The sequence below is a fragment of the Pseudomonas aestuarii genome (assembly GCF_027988105.1).
GTDB lineage: Bacteria > Pseudomonadota > Gammaproteobacteria > Pseudomonadales > Pseudomonadaceae > Aquipseudomonas > Aquipseudomonas aestuarii.
Map to the genome: position 1 here is coordinate 178031 of NZ_JAQJZJ010000002.1, position 17121 is coordinate 195151.

14 protein-coding genes are annotated in these 17121 nt (G+C 60.3%); 1 reads left to right on the forward strand and 13 read right to left on the reverse strand.

Annotated elements, in window-relative coordinates; all coding sequences use genetic code 11:
* Positions 1-24 precede the first annotated feature (24 nt).
* The 5 genes from PH586_RS04720 to PH586_RS04740 form a co-directional block, all read right to left on the reverse strand.
* Positions 25-810: a dienelactone hydrolase family protein gene (locus tag PH586_RS04720; RefSeq protein ID WP_271346625.1), complete on the reverse strand. Its 786-nt coding sequence runs from the start codon at positions 808-810 to the stop codon at positions 25-27.
* 103 nt (positions 811-913) lie between these two features.
* Positions 914-2818, reverse strand: a complete 1905-nt coding sequence (htpG, locus tag PH586_RS04725; protein WP_271346626.1) for a molecular chaperone HtpG — start codon at positions 2816-2818, stop codon at positions 914-916.
* Positions 2819-3069: 251 nt separating this feature from the next.
* Positions 3070-4326 (reverse strand): MFS transporter, encoded by a 1257-nt coding sequence (locus PH586_RS04730; RefSeq protein ID WP_271346627.1) that lies wholly within the window; start codon positions 4324-4326, stop codon positions 3070-3072.
* 50 nt (positions 4327-4376) lie between these two features.
* On the reverse strand, positions 4377-4823 hold the full coding sequence (locus PH586_RS04735; RefSeq protein WP_271346628.1) for a PaaI family thioesterase: 447 nt from the start codon (positions 4821-4823) through the stop codon (positions 4377-4379).
* Complete coding sequence (locus PH586_RS04740; RefSeq protein WP_271346629.1) at positions 4820-5296, reverse strand: PaaI family thioesterase; 477 nt, start codon at positions 5294-5296, stop codon at positions 4820-4822. The genes PH586_RS04735 and PH586_RS04740 overlap by 4 nt, the downstream gene beginning before the upstream one ends.
* A 279-nt stretch (positions 5297-5575) precedes the next feature.
* On the opposite strand from PH586_RS04740, the gene PH586_RS04745 reads away from it, so the two are divergent.
* Complete coding sequence (locus PH586_RS04745) at positions 5576-5767, forward strand: outer membrane protein assembly factor BamD (protein WP_271346630.1); 192 nt, start codon at positions 5576-5578, stop codon at positions 5765-5767.
* A gap of 101 nt (positions 5768-5868) precedes the next feature.
* Here the strand turns inward: PH586_RS04745 and PH586_RS04750 are convergent, their stop codons facing one another.
* From PH586_RS04750 to PH586_RS04785, 8 genes are all read right to left on the reverse strand, one after another.
* Positions 5869-6258: an MAPEG family protein gene (locus tag PH586_RS04750; protein WP_271346631.1), complete on the reverse strand. Its 390-nt coding sequence runs from the start codon at positions 6256-6258 to the stop codon at positions 5869-5871.
* Positions 6255-6992, reverse strand: a complete 738-nt coding sequence (locus tag PH586_RS04755) for a DUF599 domain-containing protein (RefSeq protein WP_271346632.1) — start codon at positions 6990-6992, stop codon at positions 6255-6257. Before PH586_RS04755 ends, PH586_RS04750 begins: the two co-directional genes overlap by 4 nt.
* 508 nt (positions 6993-7500) lie before the next feature.
* Entirely contained in the window at positions 7501-8814 is a 1314-nt protein-coding gene (gene brnQ / locus PH586_RS04760; protein ID WP_271346633.1) for a branched-chain amino acid transport system II carrier protein, read from the reverse strand.
* A 282-nt stretch (positions 8815-9096) separates the two neighbouring features.
* Positions 9097-9984, reverse strand: coding sequence for a succinate--CoA ligase subunit alpha (sucD, locus tag PH586_RS04765; protein WP_238041479.1), 888 nt, complete (start codon positions 9982-9984; stop codon positions 9097-9099).
* Positions 9984-11150 carry an ADP-forming succinate--CoA ligase subunit beta gene (gene sucC / locus PH586_RS04770; protein WP_238041480.1) on the reverse strand — a complete coding sequence of 389 codons (1167 nt, stop codon included), beginning with the start codon at positions 11148-11150 and terminating at the stop codon, positions 9984-9986. Before sucC ends, sucD begins: the two co-directional genes overlap by 1 nt.
* A 206-nt stretch (positions 11151-11356) precedes the next feature.
* Positions 11357-12793 carry a dihydrolipoyl dehydrogenase gene (gene lpdA / locus PH586_RS04775; RefSeq protein WP_271346634.1) on the reverse strand — a complete coding sequence of 479 codons (1437 nt, stop codon included), beginning with the start codon at positions 12791-12793 and terminating at the stop codon, positions 11357-11359.
* 63 nt (positions 12794-12856) lie between these two features.
* The gene (odhB, locus tag PH586_RS04780) at positions 12857-14074 is read right to left on the reverse strand and encodes a 2-oxoglutarate dehydrogenase complex dihydrolipoyllysine-residue succinyltransferase (protein ID WP_271346635.1); all 1218 of its coding nucleotides are present in this window, start codon (positions 14072-14074) and stop codon (positions 12857-12859) included.
* A 70-nt stretch (positions 14075-14144) separates the two neighbouring features.
* A complete protein-coding gene (locus tag PH586_RS04785) occupies positions 14145-16976 on the reverse strand; it encodes a 2-oxoglutarate dehydrogenase E1 component (protein WP_271346636.1) in 2832 nt (943 codons plus the stop codon).
* Between the last annotated feature and the right edge of the window lie 145 nt (positions 16977-17121).

A 17121-nucleotide genomic window follows, 5' to 3' on the forward strand; every position in this document is an offset into this window, starting at 1 on the left:
CTTGGCCCGTCGTTGGCGCGTCAGTCACTGCGCCGCGAACACCTCGTCGAACAACTGGTTCATGGCCTTGTAGGCCCGTGCCGCCACCCGCGGATGGTAGTCGTTGCGCCCCGGTACATTGGCCTGCGGGTTGGTGAAGGAATGCACCGCGCCGCCATAGCTGATCAGTTGCCAATCGGTGTGCGCCGCTTTCATCTCGGCGATGAAGTCCTCGACTTGCTTCGGCGGTACCGATGGATCGTCAGCACCGTGCAGCACCAGCACCGGCGCCTTGATGTTCTGCGCATCGGCCGGGTTCGGCGTATCCAGATTGCCATGGAAGGATACGAAGCCTTGCAGGTCGGCGCCCGAGCGGGCCAGTTCCAGTACCGCGCCGCCGCCGAAGCAGAAGCCAATGGCGCCCAGCTTGCCGGCATCCAGGGCGACCTGGGGCGCTTGCGCCTTGAGCACCTCGACCGCAGCCTGGGCCCGCTTGCGCATCAAGGCCCGGTCGCCGCGTAGCGCACCGGCTGCGGCTCCCGCTTCCTCGGCATTGCTCGGGCGCACCGCCTTGCCGTACATATCGGCCATGAACACCACGTACTGGTCTGCGGCAATCAGCTCGGCCTGCTTCGCCGAGTTCTCGGTCACCCCCAGCCAATCCGGCACCATCATCAAGCCGGGTCGAGGCGTCTTCACCGCATCGTCATAGATCAGCAGGCCCTCGAAGGCTTCACCGTCGATCTGGTACGGCACGGGTTTGACCACTACTGCGGCCTCGGCGAGGCCGACCAGGCCAGCCAGCGCCACAGGCATGAGAGATTTGTGCATCGAGCTGCTCCTGATTAGTGGGTCACCCTCAAACAGTAGCGCCTGGTGCCGCGCAGCCAAGAAAAAAGCCCGCTGATGCGGGCTTTTTTCATTGCTACAAGTATCAGGCCGAGAGTTCGACCAGCAGTTTGTTGAGTCGCTGCACGTAGGCAGCCGGATCTTTCAGGCTATCCCCAGCCGCCAGCGCGGCTTGGTCGAAGAGGATGTGGCTGAGGTCGGCGAAACGCTCTTCGTCCGGCTCGGCATCCAGCTTCTCGATCAGCGGATGGTTGGGGTTGAACTCGAAGATCGGCTTGGATTCCGGAACCTTCTGGCCACTGGCTTCGAGAATCTGACGCATCTGCAAACCCAGGTCCTGCTCGCCGATCGCCAGGATTGCTGGCGAATCGGTCAGGCGGTGCGACACCCGCACCTCGGCGACCTGCTCGCCCAGCGCGGTTTTCAAGCGCTCGACCAAGCCTTCTTTAGCCTTGGCGACTTCTTCCTGAGCCTGCTTGTCCTCTTCCGAGTCCAGCTTGCCCAGATCCAGGTCGCCACGGGCGACATCGACGAAGTGCTTGCCGTCGAACTCGGTGAGGTAGCTCATCAGCCACTCATCGATGCGGTCGGTGAGCAGCAGCACCTCGATGCCTTTCTTGCGGAACACTTCCAGGTGCGGGCTGTTCTTCACCTGGGCGTAGGATTCGCCAGAGAGGTAGTAGATCTTGTCCTGGCCTTCCTTCATGCGGGCGATGTAGTCCGCCAGGGCCACGCTCTGATCACCTGCCTCGCTGCTGGTGGAGGCGAAACGCAGCAAGCCGGCGATCTTCTCCTTGTTGGCGAAATCTTCCGCCGGACCTTCCTTGAGCACCTGGCCGAAGTTCTTCCAGAATGCCTGGTACTGCTCGGGATCGTTCTTCGCCTGTTTCTCCAGCATGTCCAGCACGCGCTTGGTCAGTGCAGACTTCATCGAATCGATGACCGGATCCTTCTGCAGGATCTCGCGGGAAATGTTCAGCGACAGGTCGTTGGAATCGATAACACCCTTGATGAAGCGCAGGTACAGCGGCAGGAACTCGTCGGCCTGGTCCATGATGAACACGCGCTGCACATACAGCTTGAGGCCCTTGGAGGCATCGCGCTGGTACAGGTCGAACGGCGCGCGGCCCGGCACGTAGAGCAACGAAGTGTATTCCAGCTTGCCCTCGACCTTGTTGTGGCTCCAGGTCAGCGGGTTGTCGAAGTCGTGGGCGACGTGCTTGTAGAACTCCTGGTACTCCTCGTCCTTGATCTCGTTGCGTGGACGGGTCCACAGCGCGCTGGCGCGGTTGACGGTTTCCCACTCGGGTTCGGCCGGTTTATCCGCCTCTTCACCCTGGTGCTCTTTCGGCAACTCGATCGGCAGGGCGATATGATCGGAGTATTTCTTGATGATGTTGCGCAGACGCCAGCCGTCGGCGAACTCGTCCTCGCCCTTCTTCAGGTGCAGGACGATACGGCTGCCACGCTCGGCCTTTTCGATGGTCGCGACCTCGAAATCACCCTCACCTTGCGACGACCAATGTACACCCTCGGCTGCCGTCAAGCCGGCACGACGGCTGAACACATCGACCTTGTCGGCGACGATGAACGCGGAATAGAAGCCCACGCCGAACTGGCCGATCAGGTGCGAATCCTTCTTCTGATCACCCGACAGGTTCTTCAAGAAGTCGGAAGTGCCCGACTTGGCGATGGTCCCCAGATGGGCAATCGCTTCCTCACGGCTCATGCCGATGCCGTTGTCTTCGAGGGTGAGGGTATTAGCCTTCTTATCGAAGCTGACGCGAATCTTCAGCTCGGCACCGCCTTCCAACAGCTCAGGCTTGGCCAACGCTTCGAAGCGCAGCTTATCCGTCGCATCCGATGCATTGGAAATCAGCTCCCGGAGGAAGATTTCCTTATTCGAATACATCGAATGGATCATCAGGTGAAGCATCTGCTTCACCTCGGTCTGGAAGCCCAGGGTTTCTTTTTGAGTTTCCACACTCATGGTCGTTTAACTCCACATGGTTGACTAAGCCGAAATCCGGCGGATGTCATGCAGATGGGGGCAAGCTGTGGGATTTCAAGTAGTTGGCCAAGCGCCTCAGCGCTTGTGCAAATACCCCAACACGGCGGCGAGGCCCTCTGCCGGCGTTTGCAGCAAGGCGTGCTACGCAAGAACGGGGGATTATTTCCACCCTCCGCATAGCGCACCCTCGGCAACGGCTGCACAGTAGTCGGGCGTTGCTTCATGGCCGCTCAAGGTTCCAGCAGCTCGATCGTGCTGATGTCCTCGGGCCGCAAGGCATAGCTGGCCGCGCCCGAACCGCTCAGACGCTGGCGGATGACCAAGCGCCCTTGCTGGTCGACCCCCTGGAATCGCCCCTCCGCCAAACTGCCACGCGTAGTGGATACGCGCATGCTCAGGTTCTCGTAGCGGCTTGGGCTGCGCAGCAGACCTTCCAGGCTGAATCGCAGGCGCCTGTCCAGTGGACGGCTAATACGCTCGCTGCTCGCCGTCTCGACTGGCGCGACCGCCACATTCGGGGCTGGCGTCACGACGGCCCGCTCCGCTAATGGCGCAAAACGATCGGCGTCGACCGCCCAGCCGCGGGATGCGCTCTTGTTCAAGCGCACGGGCAGGCGCTGCGTCTGCCCGTTGATCTGCGCCTCGACGGTCAGGTCGAGGACCTCGGCCGGCAGCGTCACCACTGGCAAGTCGCCCAACTGCACCGAACGCGTGGCAAAGCGCCGCTGCAGATAATCCCTGATGACGTAGGCCAGGGTGTCTATTGAGTCGACTTGCCGGTCGACCTTGCCGTCGCGATAACGCAAGCCATCACGAAACACCTCGATCCTGCCGCTCAGGGTGGTCTTGAATTGCGCCGGCAGGACCAGATGAAAATCACCGGCCAGCTTGTTCGGCGCCAGCGGCTGCAAGTCCAGGTGCAGGGTGTAGCCATGGCTCAGCCGCCGCGTCTCGGGCAGATCCTGCTCCGGCAGCAACCAGCTCACTTCGATGTCCGGCAGTGGGCCTTGGTCGCCTGGCAACACGTCAAGGCGCAAGGCGCCCGTCACGGGCTGCTGCAGGCGGATAACCAGTTCGCGGCTAGCAAAAAAATCCTGGCCTTCGCGCAGGCTGAGCACGTTGCCGAGCAACTCGCCCTGCCGCGGCACAAATGGCTGGCCATTCAACTCGCCGTGCAACTCGATGGATAACTCCGCCGGAGCCTGCACTTCTGGCTTGAGCCACTGCAAGCTCAACAATGCATGCAGGCGCTGCGAATCCTGGCTGGCCAACAGGGTCAAACCGACGACCAGCGGGATAAACCCCAAGGCACTGAGGCCCAACGCCTGGCGCGCACTGCGCCAGTGGCGCAGCACATAGAGCAACGTAAACGGCGGCAGGAGGCTCGCCCAGCCCCAGAGCAGACCCGTGCCAAAAGCACGCATCACCAGCCAGACCAGGCCGGCCAGAATCAGCAGCAAGCCACCGAGGATCAGCAACGCGTCCATTCAGGTTCCTTAAGTAGAGATACCGAGCAGGTCCGTTGACGCTGGCGGCCTCAAGGCTCATCGACCTTGAAGTGCGCCCGCGCCGTGGCAATAGGCTCGGTTTGATTGGTTTGCCAGGCGGTAATTGCCACGTTGGCGACGCGTCGACCTTGCCGCCACACCTGGCACTGGGCATAGGTGTCACGATAATGACCAGCGCGCAGGTAATCTATCGAGAAGTCGATGATTTTCGGCAAATGTGGGATGCCCATGAACATCAATAGATGGAGCATGGCGGCATGTTCCATGAAGCCGGCGATCACCCCGCCGTGCAACGCAGGCAGAATCGGGTTGCCGATGTTGTCCTGGTTGGCCGGCAAGCGGAAAACCATGTCCTCGCCCAGTCGCAGGCATTGCATGCCGAGTAACCTGGCATAAGGCATCCGGCTGATCAGCGAGTCGTAGTCACCGTTGTCATGGGCCCGGGATACCAATTGATTGAGCGTCAACTCACTCATGCACCAGCCCCTTGAATGTCACGCTTGAGTTGTTTATCCCCCGGCACGCCCTTGCCCATGCGCATGAAAGTCCCGACTACGTGGGCAATCGGCTGCGCCGGGTCGTCCTGATAGGCATAACCGCGGGTGAAGATGATATTCGGCGTAACCCGGTAGCATTCGGCAAAACCGAATACGTCCTTGTTCGGCTCGGCCGGGTGCATGTAGTCGATGCGCAAGTCGAGGGTTGGGCAAACCTCGAACTCCGCGAGCGCGCAGACCGTTGAAATGCCACAGGTGGTATCCATCAGGGTGGTTATCGCACCACCGTGAATCACCCCGGACTCCGGATCACCCACTATCTGCCTGCTATAGGGCAAACGCAGGGTCAGACCGAGGGGACTGGCATCATGCACCTGGATGCCGAGCACCTGGCAATGACGCAGCGCCACCAAGAAGCGCTGCGCCCGCTCGAGAATGAGGGTATTGCTCATCGATTCAGTCCACCACAACGGCACAAAGGGCGCGCATGATAGCCCCTCACCGGACCAAGGCACATTAGCGCAGGGCTGAGACGCTGTGATTCCCGCCTGTGGCTGACCGCACGCGACGCACACCTGGAGACGCTTTGCGACGGCGTTCGATAGCGCCATAACCGCTGAAGCAGCCCCCCTAAACACACTTGCCTGGGAACTTAATCGAACGGCTCATGCTCGAATGGGCTATGCCTGGGGCAACTCAGCCATCATAAATGTCTACAAGGAGTATTGACCGTGCAAAAAACAATTACCTATAGCCTGCTTCTCGCTGCTGTCCTGGCCATGACCGCCTGCGAAAAGACCCCGGAAGACAAGATGGAATCGGCCAAGGAGTCCATGTCGGAAGCGGCTGAATCCATGGGTGACGCGGCCAAAGATACCGGCGATGCCATCAAGCAGAAAACAGAAGAAGTGATGGAAGACTAAGCCGATCACCGGCAATGATCGCGAATCACGCCATCTGAGATGCCGGTGACCCGCTCAATGACAAGGCCCGCGTGATGCGGGCCTTGTCATATCTGCTGTCTTTACACGACTGGAGTCAGCATCAGCAAAAGGCTGCACAGCAAACCAAGCCCCCACACCAGGCTGCGCTGCCAGTGCATATCCGCCCAATAGAACAGCAGATACAGCACCCGCGAGATCACGAAAGCCAGCGCGAGCCCATCCACCAGCACCCCATTGCTTTGGGTGACATGGGCCATCAGAACGCCCACGGCAAACAGCGGAAAGGCCTCAAAGCTATTCAGGTGGGCCGCCAACGCGCGCGCGCCGAAGCCCGTCAGCCGGGCTTGCTGGCTGCGCGGGTGATGATTGTCATACACCCCGCTCTCCTGCTGCATGGCCCTGGCCACTGGCGCCTTGGCAATAAAAATCAGTATCGCGCTAATAAAGATGCACCAGAACGGCAGGCTCATTCGCTTTTCTCCTTGGCGGGTTCGAACGTCGGGGTCTGGGTATAGACCATTACTTCCAACACATCGGAATGAAACTCCCGACGGTACAGCACTAGTACCACACCCGCGCTGAGCAACATGAATAACCAGGGATTGATAAACCAGGCCAGGATCGCCATGCCGAAATAATAGGCGCGCAAGCCCTGGTTAAATTGATTGGCTGCCATCGAAATCACCCGCGCGGTACGCTCGGCAAACGCCTTGCGCTCCTGCGCGGTGACATGTCGCTCGCCGACCATCGGTGCCGAGCCGATAAGAACCGCGGCAAAGTTGTATTGGCGCATGCACCAACTGAAGGTGAAGAAGGCATAGATAAACACCACGGCCAGACACAACAGCTTGACCTCGGACCATTCCCGGCTGGCAGCCTGAATAAATGGCAGGTCGGCAAGCAGTGACACGGCGCGATCAGATGCACCGAGCACAGTGAGGATACCGGCCAGGATGAGCAACGTGCTGGAGGCGAAGAAGGAGGCATTGCGCTCCAGATTGCCAATCACGCTGGCATCGGCGATGCGATTCTCGCGCAGCAACATGCGGCGCATCCAGTCTTCCCGATACAGGTGCAGAACGCTGGCCAGGCAGGGCGTGGTCCGCCCCTTGAACAAGGCGTAACGGGTGTAGCCACCCCAGCACAACAGAAACCAAGAAATGGCGACTAGCTGTTGCCACACATAATTGTCGATAGCGTCCATGAATCCTCCCTATGCAGGGCAGGATTATAACCAGCAAGTTTCGACCTGACTGCCTTCACTGCTGAACTTGCATAACAGCAACTGGGCACGCGCGCGCCCTGCCAAAGCGCCACGTCGACCAGGCCTCTTTACAGTGCTTATTTCAAAGCCACCAGCTACCTCGGGATAGGCATCGAGAGTTGCGCGCATGCGCCTCAGCCAGAGCTATTCAGGGGCTCGCAAAATGGAGGGCGCTAGTGATGCTGCGGGTGGTGATGGCTGTACTGGTCATCGTCGCCATTCGGCGCAAGGTGACCGGCAGGCCTGCTGCGCCTGATTGATCAAGCGCGCAAGGACGCCGCCGGCGAACTGGGCACCAACCTCGGCGCGCAGAGAGCCGCCGGGGTCATGAGCCAGAGCCGCAGCCAAGCTGAAACCTGGGCAGCGGCACTGGTTAACAGTGCTTGGCCGCGTTTGGAGTGAAACCAGCAGTGCCAGTGCCCCTGCCGAGGGACGCTGGCAGGGCGTTTTAGGCCAGCACGCTCTGCGGCTTGCCCAGGCAGCGATCCAGCACTGCCACCAGCAGCAGGGTGGCCAGCACCGGCACCAGCCAACCCAGGCTCTGTCCGGCCAACGGCAATTTACTGAACAGCGCTGGCAACCACTGACTGAAGCCTGCGGCGCCTATCCCGTCGACCACACCGAAGATCAGCGTTACCGCCATGACAGGCACAAACACCCTACGTGGCGATAGCCACAAGGCGTCGAGCAGGCTCAGGGCGATCAACACGATAGCCAACGGATAGAGACCAACCAGTACTGGGATGGAGAAGCTGATCAACTGGGTCAAGCCCTGGTTCGCGACGAGCAGGCTGAACAGCCCAAAACTCAGCACCACCACACGGTAGGACACCGGCAGCAGGCCGCTGAAGAACTCACCACAGGCGGTCAGCAGGCCTACGGCAGTGGTCAGGCAGGCCAGGGTGATCACCACCGCCAGCAACAGGTTGCCGGCGGTGCCGAAGGTGTGTTGCACATAGGCGGTGAGAATCTGTACGCCATTCTGCGCCTCACCGGCAATGCCCTGGCTGGTCGCGCCGAGATAGAACAGCGCCAGGTACACTAGCGACAGCCCAGCAGCGGCGATCAATCCGGCGATCACCGAATAGCGGGTTATCAGCTTGCCATCGGTAATGCCATGATCGCGGATGGCGGTGGCGATCACGATGCCGAATACCAGCGCGCCCAGGGTATCCATGGTCAGGTAGCCCTGCAGAAAGCCCTGTACAAAGGGCGCAGCCTGGTAGGCTGCCGCCGTCTGGCCGATCTCGCCAGCCGGCAGGGTAAAGGCGGCACCGCCCAACACCAGCAGCGCGGCCAGCAGCACCGGAGCGATGTACTTGCCGATGCGCTCGACCAGCTGCCCGGGATTGAGCGAGAGAAACATCACCGCGGCGAAGTACGCCAGGCTGTAAAGCAGCAGCGGCGTGCCGTCGTTGCCGGTAAAAGGCGCGATGCCCATCTCGAACGAGACCACGGCGGTACGCGGGGTGGCGAACAAGGGGCCAATCGCCAGGTACACCGCAACGGCGAACAGCACTCCGGCGCGCTTACCCAGTGGCGCGGTCAGCAGCGCCATGCCACCGCCAACCCGCGCCAACGCGACTATGGTGAGCAGCGGCAAGCCCACTCCGGTGAGCAGGAAGCCCAGCGCCGCCAGGCCGATATTGCCGCCGGCAGCCATGCCCGCACTGGGTGGGAAGATGATATTGCCAGCGCCGAGGAACAGCGCAAAGGTCATAAAGCCAAGTGCCAGGATGTCCGGGCCTTTCAAACGTTTCATAGAGGGAAATACCACAGGCAGAGAGTCATGAGTTCCGAGGGTTTCCCGAGGGATCGGGGGAAACGTCACCCAGCGCGTTGAGCTGAGCCCTGATACGCCGCTCACCGCTTGTGGCAGTCTGGGCGCGAATAGTTGCAAGCCTAACGAATTTGCCTGTTCTGCGGCAGGGCCGAAGGTCAGGCTGTCCGACCGGCATACCTAGCTGTCGCTTCGGCGACAATTCAGCGGGCCGCAAATAGAAAAGGCCGCCCGAAGGCGGCCTTTCAGGGGGGTCAGCAACGCTTAGGCGTTTTTGACTTCCCAACCGGTCAGTTCGGCCAGGGCCTTACCGATGTCAGCCAGGGAACGCACGGTCTTCACACCGGCGTCTTGCAGGGCAGCGAACTTCTCGTCCGCAGTGCCCTTGCCACCGGAGATGATGGCACCGGCGTGGCCCATGCGCTTGCCCGCAGGGGCAGTCACACCAGCGATGTAGGACACCACCGGCTTGGTCACGTGGGCCTTGATGTAGGCAGCGGCTTCTTCTTCAGCCGAACCGCCGATCTCACCGATCATCACGATCGCTTCGGTCTTCGGGTCTTCCTGGAACAGCTTCAGGATGTCGATGAAGTTGGAGCCCGGGATCGGGTCACCGCCGATGCCGACGCAAGTCGACTGACCGAAACCGGCGTCAGTGGTCTGCTTGACAGCTTCGTAAGTCAGGGTGCCGGAACGCGACACGATGCCTACTTTGCCTGGCAGGTGAATGTGGCCCGGCATGATGCCGATCTTGCACTCGCCCGGAGTGATCACGCCTGGGCAGTTAGGGCCGATCAGGACCACGCCCAGCTCGTCACACTTGACCTTGGCATCCAGCATGTCCAGGGTCGGAATGCCTTCGGTGATGCACACGATCAGCTTGATGCCGCCGAACGCTGCTTCAAGGATGGAGTCCTTGCAGAAAGGAGCCGGGACGTAGATCACGCTGGCGGTGGCGCCAGTCGCGGCTACAGCTTCTTTCACAGTGTTGAAAACAGGCAGGTCCAGGTGAGTAGTGCCACCTTTGCCCGGCGTTACGCCACCAACCATCTGGGTACCGTACTCGATGGCCTGCTGGGTGTGGAAGCTACCCTGCGAACCGGTAATACCCTGGCAAATAACCTTGGTGTCTTTGTTGATCAGGACGCTCATTATTTGCCCTCCGCAGCTTTGACGACTTGTTGAGCAGCGTCGGTCAGGCTGGTAGCAGCGATGATGTTCAAACCGCTTTCTGCCAGTACTTTAGCGCCCAGTTCAGCGTTGTTGCCTTCAAGGCGAACAACCACCGGGATTTTCACGCCGACTTCTTTCACTGCGCCGATGATGCCTTCGGCAATCATGTCGCAACGAACGATGCCGCCGAAGATGTTGACCAATACTGCCGCGACGTTAGAGTCGGACAGGATGATCTTGAACGCTTCGGTTACGCGTTCTTTGGTCGCGCCGCCGCCCACGTCGAGGAAGTTGGCTGGTTTGCCGCCATGCAGGTTGACGATGTCCATGGTACCCATGGCCAGGCCAGCACCGTTGACCATGCAACCGATGTTGCCTTCCAGTGCTACGTAGTTCAGTTCGAACTTGGCAGCGTGCGCTTCACGCGGATCGTCTTGCGACGGATCGTGGAAAGTCTTCAGCTTAGGCTGACGGTACATGGCGTTGGCGTCGATGTTGATCTTGGCATCGAGGCAGTGCAGGTCGCCGTCAGCCTTGATCACCAGCGGGTTCACTTCCAGCAGCGCCAGGTCGTGATCCTTGAACAGTTTGGCCAGGCCGACGAAGATCTTGGCGAACTGAGCAACTTGCTTGCCTTCCAGGCCCAGCTGGAATGCCAGCTCGCGGCCCTGGAACGGCTGTGCGCCGACCAGCGGATCGATAGTGGCCTTGAGAATTTTCTCAGGGGTATCGTGAGCGATCTTCTCAATGTCCACGCCACCTTCGGTGGACGCCATGAACACGATGCGACGGCTGGAGCGATCGACTACCGCGCCCAGATACAGCTCTTTGGCGATGTCGGTGCAGGACTCAACCAGGATCTGGTGGACCGGCTGACCGGCGGCATCAGTCTGGTAGGTCACCAGACGCTTGCCCAGCCAGTTGGCGGCGAAGGCCTTGGCGTCTTCCTTGCTCTTGACCAACTTCACGCCGCCCGCTTTACCGCGGCCCCCGGCATGTACCTGAGCCTTGACGACCCACTCGGTGCCGCCAATTTTGTCGCAGGCTTCTGCGGCTTCTTCCGGAGTGCTTACGGCGAAACCCTTGGATACGGGCAGGCCGTATTCAGCGAACAGCTGCTTACCCTGATACTCGTGGAGATTCATGCTTGTCTACCGTCTTCGTTAGGTATTGCGCATTCGGTGCTGCACTTGTGATGCCGCACCACCTGTGACTGCTTTCACGAGCAGTCCGACGACATTCCGCGCAGAGCCGGGCTCTGCGCGGGCAACCCGCCGTGGTTCTTCTTGCAACGTCGCCAGTACCGGTGAACTGCAGACAGCATCCGGCGTGGCGACCTAAAAACGACTACTTAGCGCTTCTTGCGATTGACGACGTGGATGGCATGGCCATTCACGGCCAGCGCCGCTTCGTGCAGCGCTTCGGACAGCGTCGGGTGGGAGAAGACCATCATTCCCAGATCCTCGGCGCTGGTGCCGAACTCCATACCGATTGCGCCCTGCTGGACCAACTCGGCGGCGCTCGGGCCGATTACGTGTACACCCAGCACGCGGTCAGTCGCGGCATCGGCAATCACCTTGACCATGCCACCGGTGTCATTGGCAGCCATGGCGCGGCCACTGGCGGCGAACGGGAAGGTACCGACATTGACGGCGACGCCCTCGCCTTTGAGCTGCTGCTCGGTCTTGCCTACCCATGCAATTTCCGGATGGGTATAGATGACCGACGGGATCAGGTCGTAGTTCATCTGGGCCTTGTGCCCGGCGATGCGCTCGGCAACCATCACGCCCTCTTCCGAGGCCTTGTGTGCCAGCATGGCGCCACGAACCACGTCGCCGACAGCGTAAACGCCCGGTACGCTGGTGGCACATTGGTCGTCAACGTAGATGAAGCCACGCTCGTCCAGATCGACACCGCTGTCGGTGGCCAACAGATCGGTGGTTACCGGACGACGGCCGACCGCAACGATCAGCTTGTCGAAGGTCATCTGCTGCTCGCCTTCGGCGTCGGTGAAGCTGACGGTGACCTGCTTCTTCTTCACCTCGGAAGCGGTCAGGCGCGCGCCCAGGCGAATCTTCAAGCCCTGCTTGGTGAAGGTCTTCAGGGCTTCCTTGGCGATCTGTTCATCGGCAGCCGGAAGGAATTTGTCCTGAGCTTCGATGACGGTGACATCAGCACCCAGACGGGCCCATACCGAACCGAGTTCCAGGCCGATCACGCCAGCGCCGATTACGCCCAGGGTCTTGGGCACGCTCTGGAATTCCAGGGCGCCGGTCGAATCGACGATGGTGTCGTAGTTGACCGGGGCTGGCGGAATGTCGATCGGCTTGGAGCCCGATGCGATAATCACGTTTTCGGCCTGAACCACCTGAGTGGTGCCGTCCAGCGCAGTAACTTCCACTTGCTTGCCGGCCAGCAACTTGCCGTGACCTTCGAGCAGGGTCACACCGTTGGCCTTGAACAGCGTGCTGACACCGCCGGTGAGGTTCTTGACGATGTTGCTCTTGCGGGCAACCATCGCCGGCACGTCAATGCTGACGCCCTTGGCCTCGATACCGTGGATGGAAAAGCCTACTTTGGCTTCGTGATACTTCCAGGAGCTGTCCAGCAGCGCCTTGGACGGAATGCAACCGACGTTCAGGCAGGTACCACCGAGCGCGATCTTGCCCTCATTGTCCTGGTACTTCTCGATGCAGGCGGTCTTCAGACCGAGTTGAGCAGCCTTGATGGCGGCTACATAGCCGCCAGGGCCGGCACCGATGACTACCACGTCAAATTTCTGGGTCATACATGATTCCTTCTCGAATAAACCGGACGGCCCCTTGCGGGGGCCACCTTGGGAGAGACTGGCTTAGATATCCAGCAGCAGGCGAGCCGGGTCTTCCAGCAAGTTTTTGATGGTCACCAGGAAGGTCACGGCTTCCTTACCATCAATCAGACGGTGGTCGTAGGACAACGCCAGGTACATCATCGGACGGATAACTACCTGACCGTTGATGGCCATCGGGCGCTGAAGGATATTGTGCATACCCAGGATGGCGGCTTGCGGCGGGTTGACGATCGGCGTCGACATCATCGAACCGAAGGTACCACCGTTGGTGATGGTGAACGTGCCACCGGTCATGTCGTCGATCGACAGTTTGCCGTCTTTGGCCTTCTTGCCGAAGGTCGCGATGCCGCCTTCGATTTCAGCCAAGCTCATCAGCTCGGCATTGCGCAGTACCGGCACCACCAGGCCGCGGTCGCTCGATACGGCAACGCCGATATCGGAGTAGCCGTGGTAAACGATGTCGCTGCCGTCGATCGAGGCGTTAACCGCCGGGAAACGCTTCAGCGCTTCGGTGGTGGCCTTGACGAAGAACGACATGAAACCCAGGCGCACCCCGTTGTGCGACTTCTCGAACAGGTCTTTGTATTTCGAACGCAGCGCCATGACTTCGGTCATGTCGACTTCGTTGAAGGTAGTCAGCATGGCCATGGAGGACTGAGCGTCAACCAGACGCTCGGCAACCTTGGCACGCAAGCGAGTCATTGGCACGCGCTTCTCGACCCGGTCACCAGCGGCGAATACCGGTGCAGCAGCTGGGGCGGCAGCTTTGGCGACAGGCGCAGCAGCCGGTGCATTTTTCTTGGCTTCAACCGCAGCGACCACGTCTTCCTTGGTTACCCGACCGCCCTTGCCGGTGCCGGCAATACTATTCGGGTCGATGCCATTTTCTTCGGCCAGCTTGCGCGCGGCCGGCGAGAGGATTTGCTCATCGCCCGCAACACCCGGAGCGGCAGCGGCAGGTGCGGCAGCCTGTGCCGCGGCAGCTGGTGCAGGAGCAGCAGCACCTTCACTCAAGGTACCCAGCAGTTCATTGCTGAGGACGGTGTCGCCTTCGTTCTTGACGATTTCGGCGAGGACGCCGTCGGCCTCGGCCAGCACTTCGATCACTACTTTATCGGTTTCGATGTCGACGATCAGTTCGTCGCGTTTAACCGCATCGCCCGGCTTCTTGTGCCACGTGGCCACGGTGCCGTCGGCAACCGATTCCGGAAAAGTAGGGGCTTTGATCTCGATAGCCATTCTGTGTGGTTCCTTAAATTCGGTTTCTTCTACGAGGCGGCCTCATCAGGCCGCCTCTTGCGCAAAGGCGTTAAACGGTGAAGGCGTCTTGCAGCAGTTTGTCCTGCTGCTCGGCGTGCATCGAAGCGTAACCGCAGGCCGGGGCAGCTGAGCCTTCGCGACCGGCGTACTCGAGGAACAGAGTCTTCTTGTACGCAGTGGCGACGCGACGCATGTGATGCTGGCTGCAATACCAGGCACCCTGGTTCATCGGCTCTTCCTGACACCAGACGATGTGCTTGAGGTGCTTGTACGCCGCGAGCGCTTCGGCCAGATCTTCTTCCGGGAACGGATAGAGCTGCTCGATACGCACGATGGCGATATCTTCGCGAGCCTCGGCACGACGTTTCTCCAGCAGGTCGTAGTAAACCTTGCCGCTGCACAGGACGACGCGCTCGACCTTCTTCGGATCGATGGCATCGATCTCCGGAATCACGGTCTGGAACGAGCCTTCGGCCAGTTCTTCCAGGGTCGAGATGGCCAGCTTGTGGCGCAGCAACGACTTCGGAGTCAGGGCGATCAGAGGCTTGCGCAGTGGGCGGATCACCTGGCGGCGCAACATATGGTAGACCTGCGCCGGCGTGGTCGGCACGCACACCTGGATGTTGTGTTCGGCGCTCAACTGCAGGAAGCGCTCGAGACGCGCGGAAGAGTGCTCCGGGCCCTGCCCTTCATAGCCATGCGGCAACAGCATGGTCAGACCACAGAGTCGACCCCACTTATGCTCGCCACTGGTGATGAACTGATCGATCACCACCTGGGCACCGTTGGCGAAGTCGCCGAACTGGGCTTCCCAGATCACCAGAGCATCCGGCTTGGTGGTGGCGTAACCGTATTCGAACGCCAGCGCGGCTTCTTCCGACAGCAACGAATCGTACAGATCGAAACGCGGCTGACCGCTGTACAGGTGCTTGAGCGGTACGTGCGATCCGGGCTCCTTCTGGTTATGCAACACCGCGTGACGGTGCGAGAAGGTGCCACGGCCAATGTCCTGGCCGGTCATGCGGATCGGGTGACCTTCGAACAACAGGGTGGCGTAGGCCATGGTTTCGGCGTAGCCCCAGTTGATCGACAGCGCACCGGCACCCATTTTCTGACGGTCTTCGAGAATTTTCGCGACCTGACGCTGGACAACAAAGCCCTCTGGAATTTCCAGCAGCTTGGCGGACAGGTCTTGCAGGGTCTTGAGTTCGAAGCGGGTGTCGTGACGCGCGGTCCAGGTATGGCCCAGGTACGGGCGCCAGTCGACGAACAACTCCTTGTTCGGCTCCTTGACCAGGCTCTTGACCACATGCTGGCCATTGTCCAACGCGGTGCGGTAGTCATCGATCTTGATCTGCACGTCATCCACTGAATGGCTAACGGCAGCGGTCAACGCTTCGGCATACAGTTCACGGGTGGTGCGCTGCTTGCTGATCTGCTGGTACATCATCGGCTGGGTGCCGCTCGGCTCGTCGGCCTCGTTGTGCCCGCGACGGCGGTAACACACCAGGTCGATCACCACATCGCGCTTGAACTGCATGCGATAGTCGACGGCCAGTTGGGTGACGAACAGCACCGCTTCCGGATCATCGCCATTCACGTGCAGGATCGGCGCCTGGATCATCTTCGCCACGTCGGTGCAGTACTCGGTGGAGCGCGAATCTTCCGGGTTACTGATGGTGAAGCCGACCTGATTGTTGATCACGATGTGAATGGTGCCACCCGTTTTGAAACCACGGGTTTGGGACATCTGGAAGGTTTCCATCACCACACCCTGACCGGCAAATGCCGCGTCGCCGTGTAGTGAAACCGGGAGAACCTTGTCGCCACTGCTATCGTTGCGACGATCCTGACGCGCACGCACCGAACCCTCGACCACAGGGGAGACAATCTCCAGGTGGGAAGGGTTGAATGCCATGGCCAAGTGGACTTCGCCGCCGGCGGTCATGACGTTGGAGGAGAAACCCTGGTGATACTTGACGTCACCGGAACCGAGGGCGGCCTGCTTCTTGCCCTCGAACTCGTCGAACAGTTCACGCGGGTTCTTGCCGAACGTATTGACCAGCACGTTGAGGCGGCCACGGTGGGCCATGCCGATGACGATTTCCTTGGTGCCATAAGAACCGGCGCGCTGGATCATTTCATCGAGCAGCGGAATCAGGCTCTCGCCCCCTTCCAGACCGAAACGCTTGGTACCCGGATACTTGGTGCCCAGGTATTTTTCCAGACCCTCGGCAGCTGTCAGGCGCTCAAGCAGATGGCTCTGCACCTCGGTCGAAACGTTCGGACGCCCACGCACACTTTCCAGGCGCTGGGCAAACCAGTTGCGCTGCTCGGAATCGACGATGTGGGTGAACTCGGCACCGATGGTGCGGCAATATGTCTGCTGCAAGACTTCGTGAATTTCACGCAGACTCGCCTCTTCCTTGCCGATGAACAGACCGCCGGTACGGAAGGTCGTGTCCAGGTCGGAATCGGTCAGGCCATAGTGATTGACCGACAGATCAGCCGGAGCAAGGCGTTGCCACAGACCAAGCGGATCGAGCTGGGCAGCCTGATGGCCACGCATGCGAAATGCCTGAATCATGCGCAGGACTTCAACCTGCTTCTTCTCGTGCTCACTGCTCACGCTACCGGCGGACACCGGCTGGGCGCGGCGCTGGTTTTTCGCCAGCAACACGAAGTGATCGCGAACGGTAGAATGCGATACATCAGTAGCAGCGTTGCCATCTGTCGGCAACTTCTGAAAGTAGGTGCGCCACTCTTCGGGCACAGCGTTGGGATCGTGCAGGTAAAGCTCATAGAGCTCTTCCACATAGGCAGCGTTACCACCGGATAGGTGGGCACTGTTCCACATGCGCTGCATCACGCTTTCTTGCATGCTTGGTCACCCTCGGTAAGGGGACACCACCGGCGAAGAAACCGTTCAGGCTTCCGAAGTCTTGAAGCAGCGACTTCGGTAAAGCCACCACGGATCCCGCAGATAGTCCGGGCACCAGCCCGGATGCCCCTGCTGGTCGTCATAT

Bases quoted from the DNA above. Each gene is read 5' to 3' on its own strand.
- PH586_RS04720 (WP_271346625.1), bottom strand. From the start codon at position 810: ATGCACAAATCTCTCATGCCTGTGGCGCTGGCTGGCCTGGTCGGCCTC.
- htpG (WP_271346626.1), bottom strand. From the start codon at position 2,818: ATGAGTGTGGAAACTCAAAAAGAAACCCTGGGCTTCCAGACCGAGGTG.
- PH586_RS04730 (WP_271346627.1), bottom strand. From the start codon at position 4,326: ATGGACGCGTTGCTGATCCTCGGTGGCTTGCTGCTGATTCTGGCCGGC.
- PH586_RS04735 (WP_271346628.1), bottom strand. From the start codon at position 4,823: ATGAGTGAGTTGACGCTCAATCAATTGGTATCCCGGGCCCATGACAAC.
- PH586_RS04740 (WP_271346629.1), bottom strand. From the start codon at position 5,296: ATGAGCAATACCCTCATTCTCGAGCGGGCGCAGCGCTTCTTGGTGGCG.
- PH586_RS04750 (WP_271346631.1), bottom strand. From the start codon at position 6,258: ATGAGCCTGCCGTTCTGGTGCATCTTTATTAGCGCGATACTGATTTTT.
- PH586_RS04755 (WP_271346632.1), bottom strand. From the start codon at position 6,992: ATGGACGCTATCGACAATTATGTGTGGCAACAGCTAGTCGCCATTTCT.
- brnQ (WP_271346633.1), bottom strand. From the start codon at position 8,814: ATGAAACGTTTGAAAGGCCCGGACATCCTGGCACTTGGCTTTATGACC.
- sucD (WP_238041479.1), bottom strand. From the start codon at position 9,984: ATGAGCGTCCTGATCAACAAAGACACCAAGGTTATTTGCCAGGGTATT.
- sucC (WP_238041480.1), bottom strand. From the start codon at position 11,150: ATGAATCTCCACGAGTATCAGGGTAAGCAGCTGTTCGCTGAATACGGC.
- lpdA (WP_271346634.1), bottom strand. From the start codon at position 12,793: ATGACCCAGAAATTTGACGTGGTAGTCATCGGTGCCGGCCCTGGCGGC.
- odhB (WP_271346635.1), bottom strand. From the start codon at position 14,074: ATGGCTATCGAGATCAAAGCCCCTACTTTTCCGGAATCGGTTGCCGAC.
- PH586_RS04785 (WP_271346636.1), bottom strand. From the start codon at position 16,976: ATGCAAGAAAGCGTGATGCAGCGCATGTGGAACAGTGCCCACCTATCC.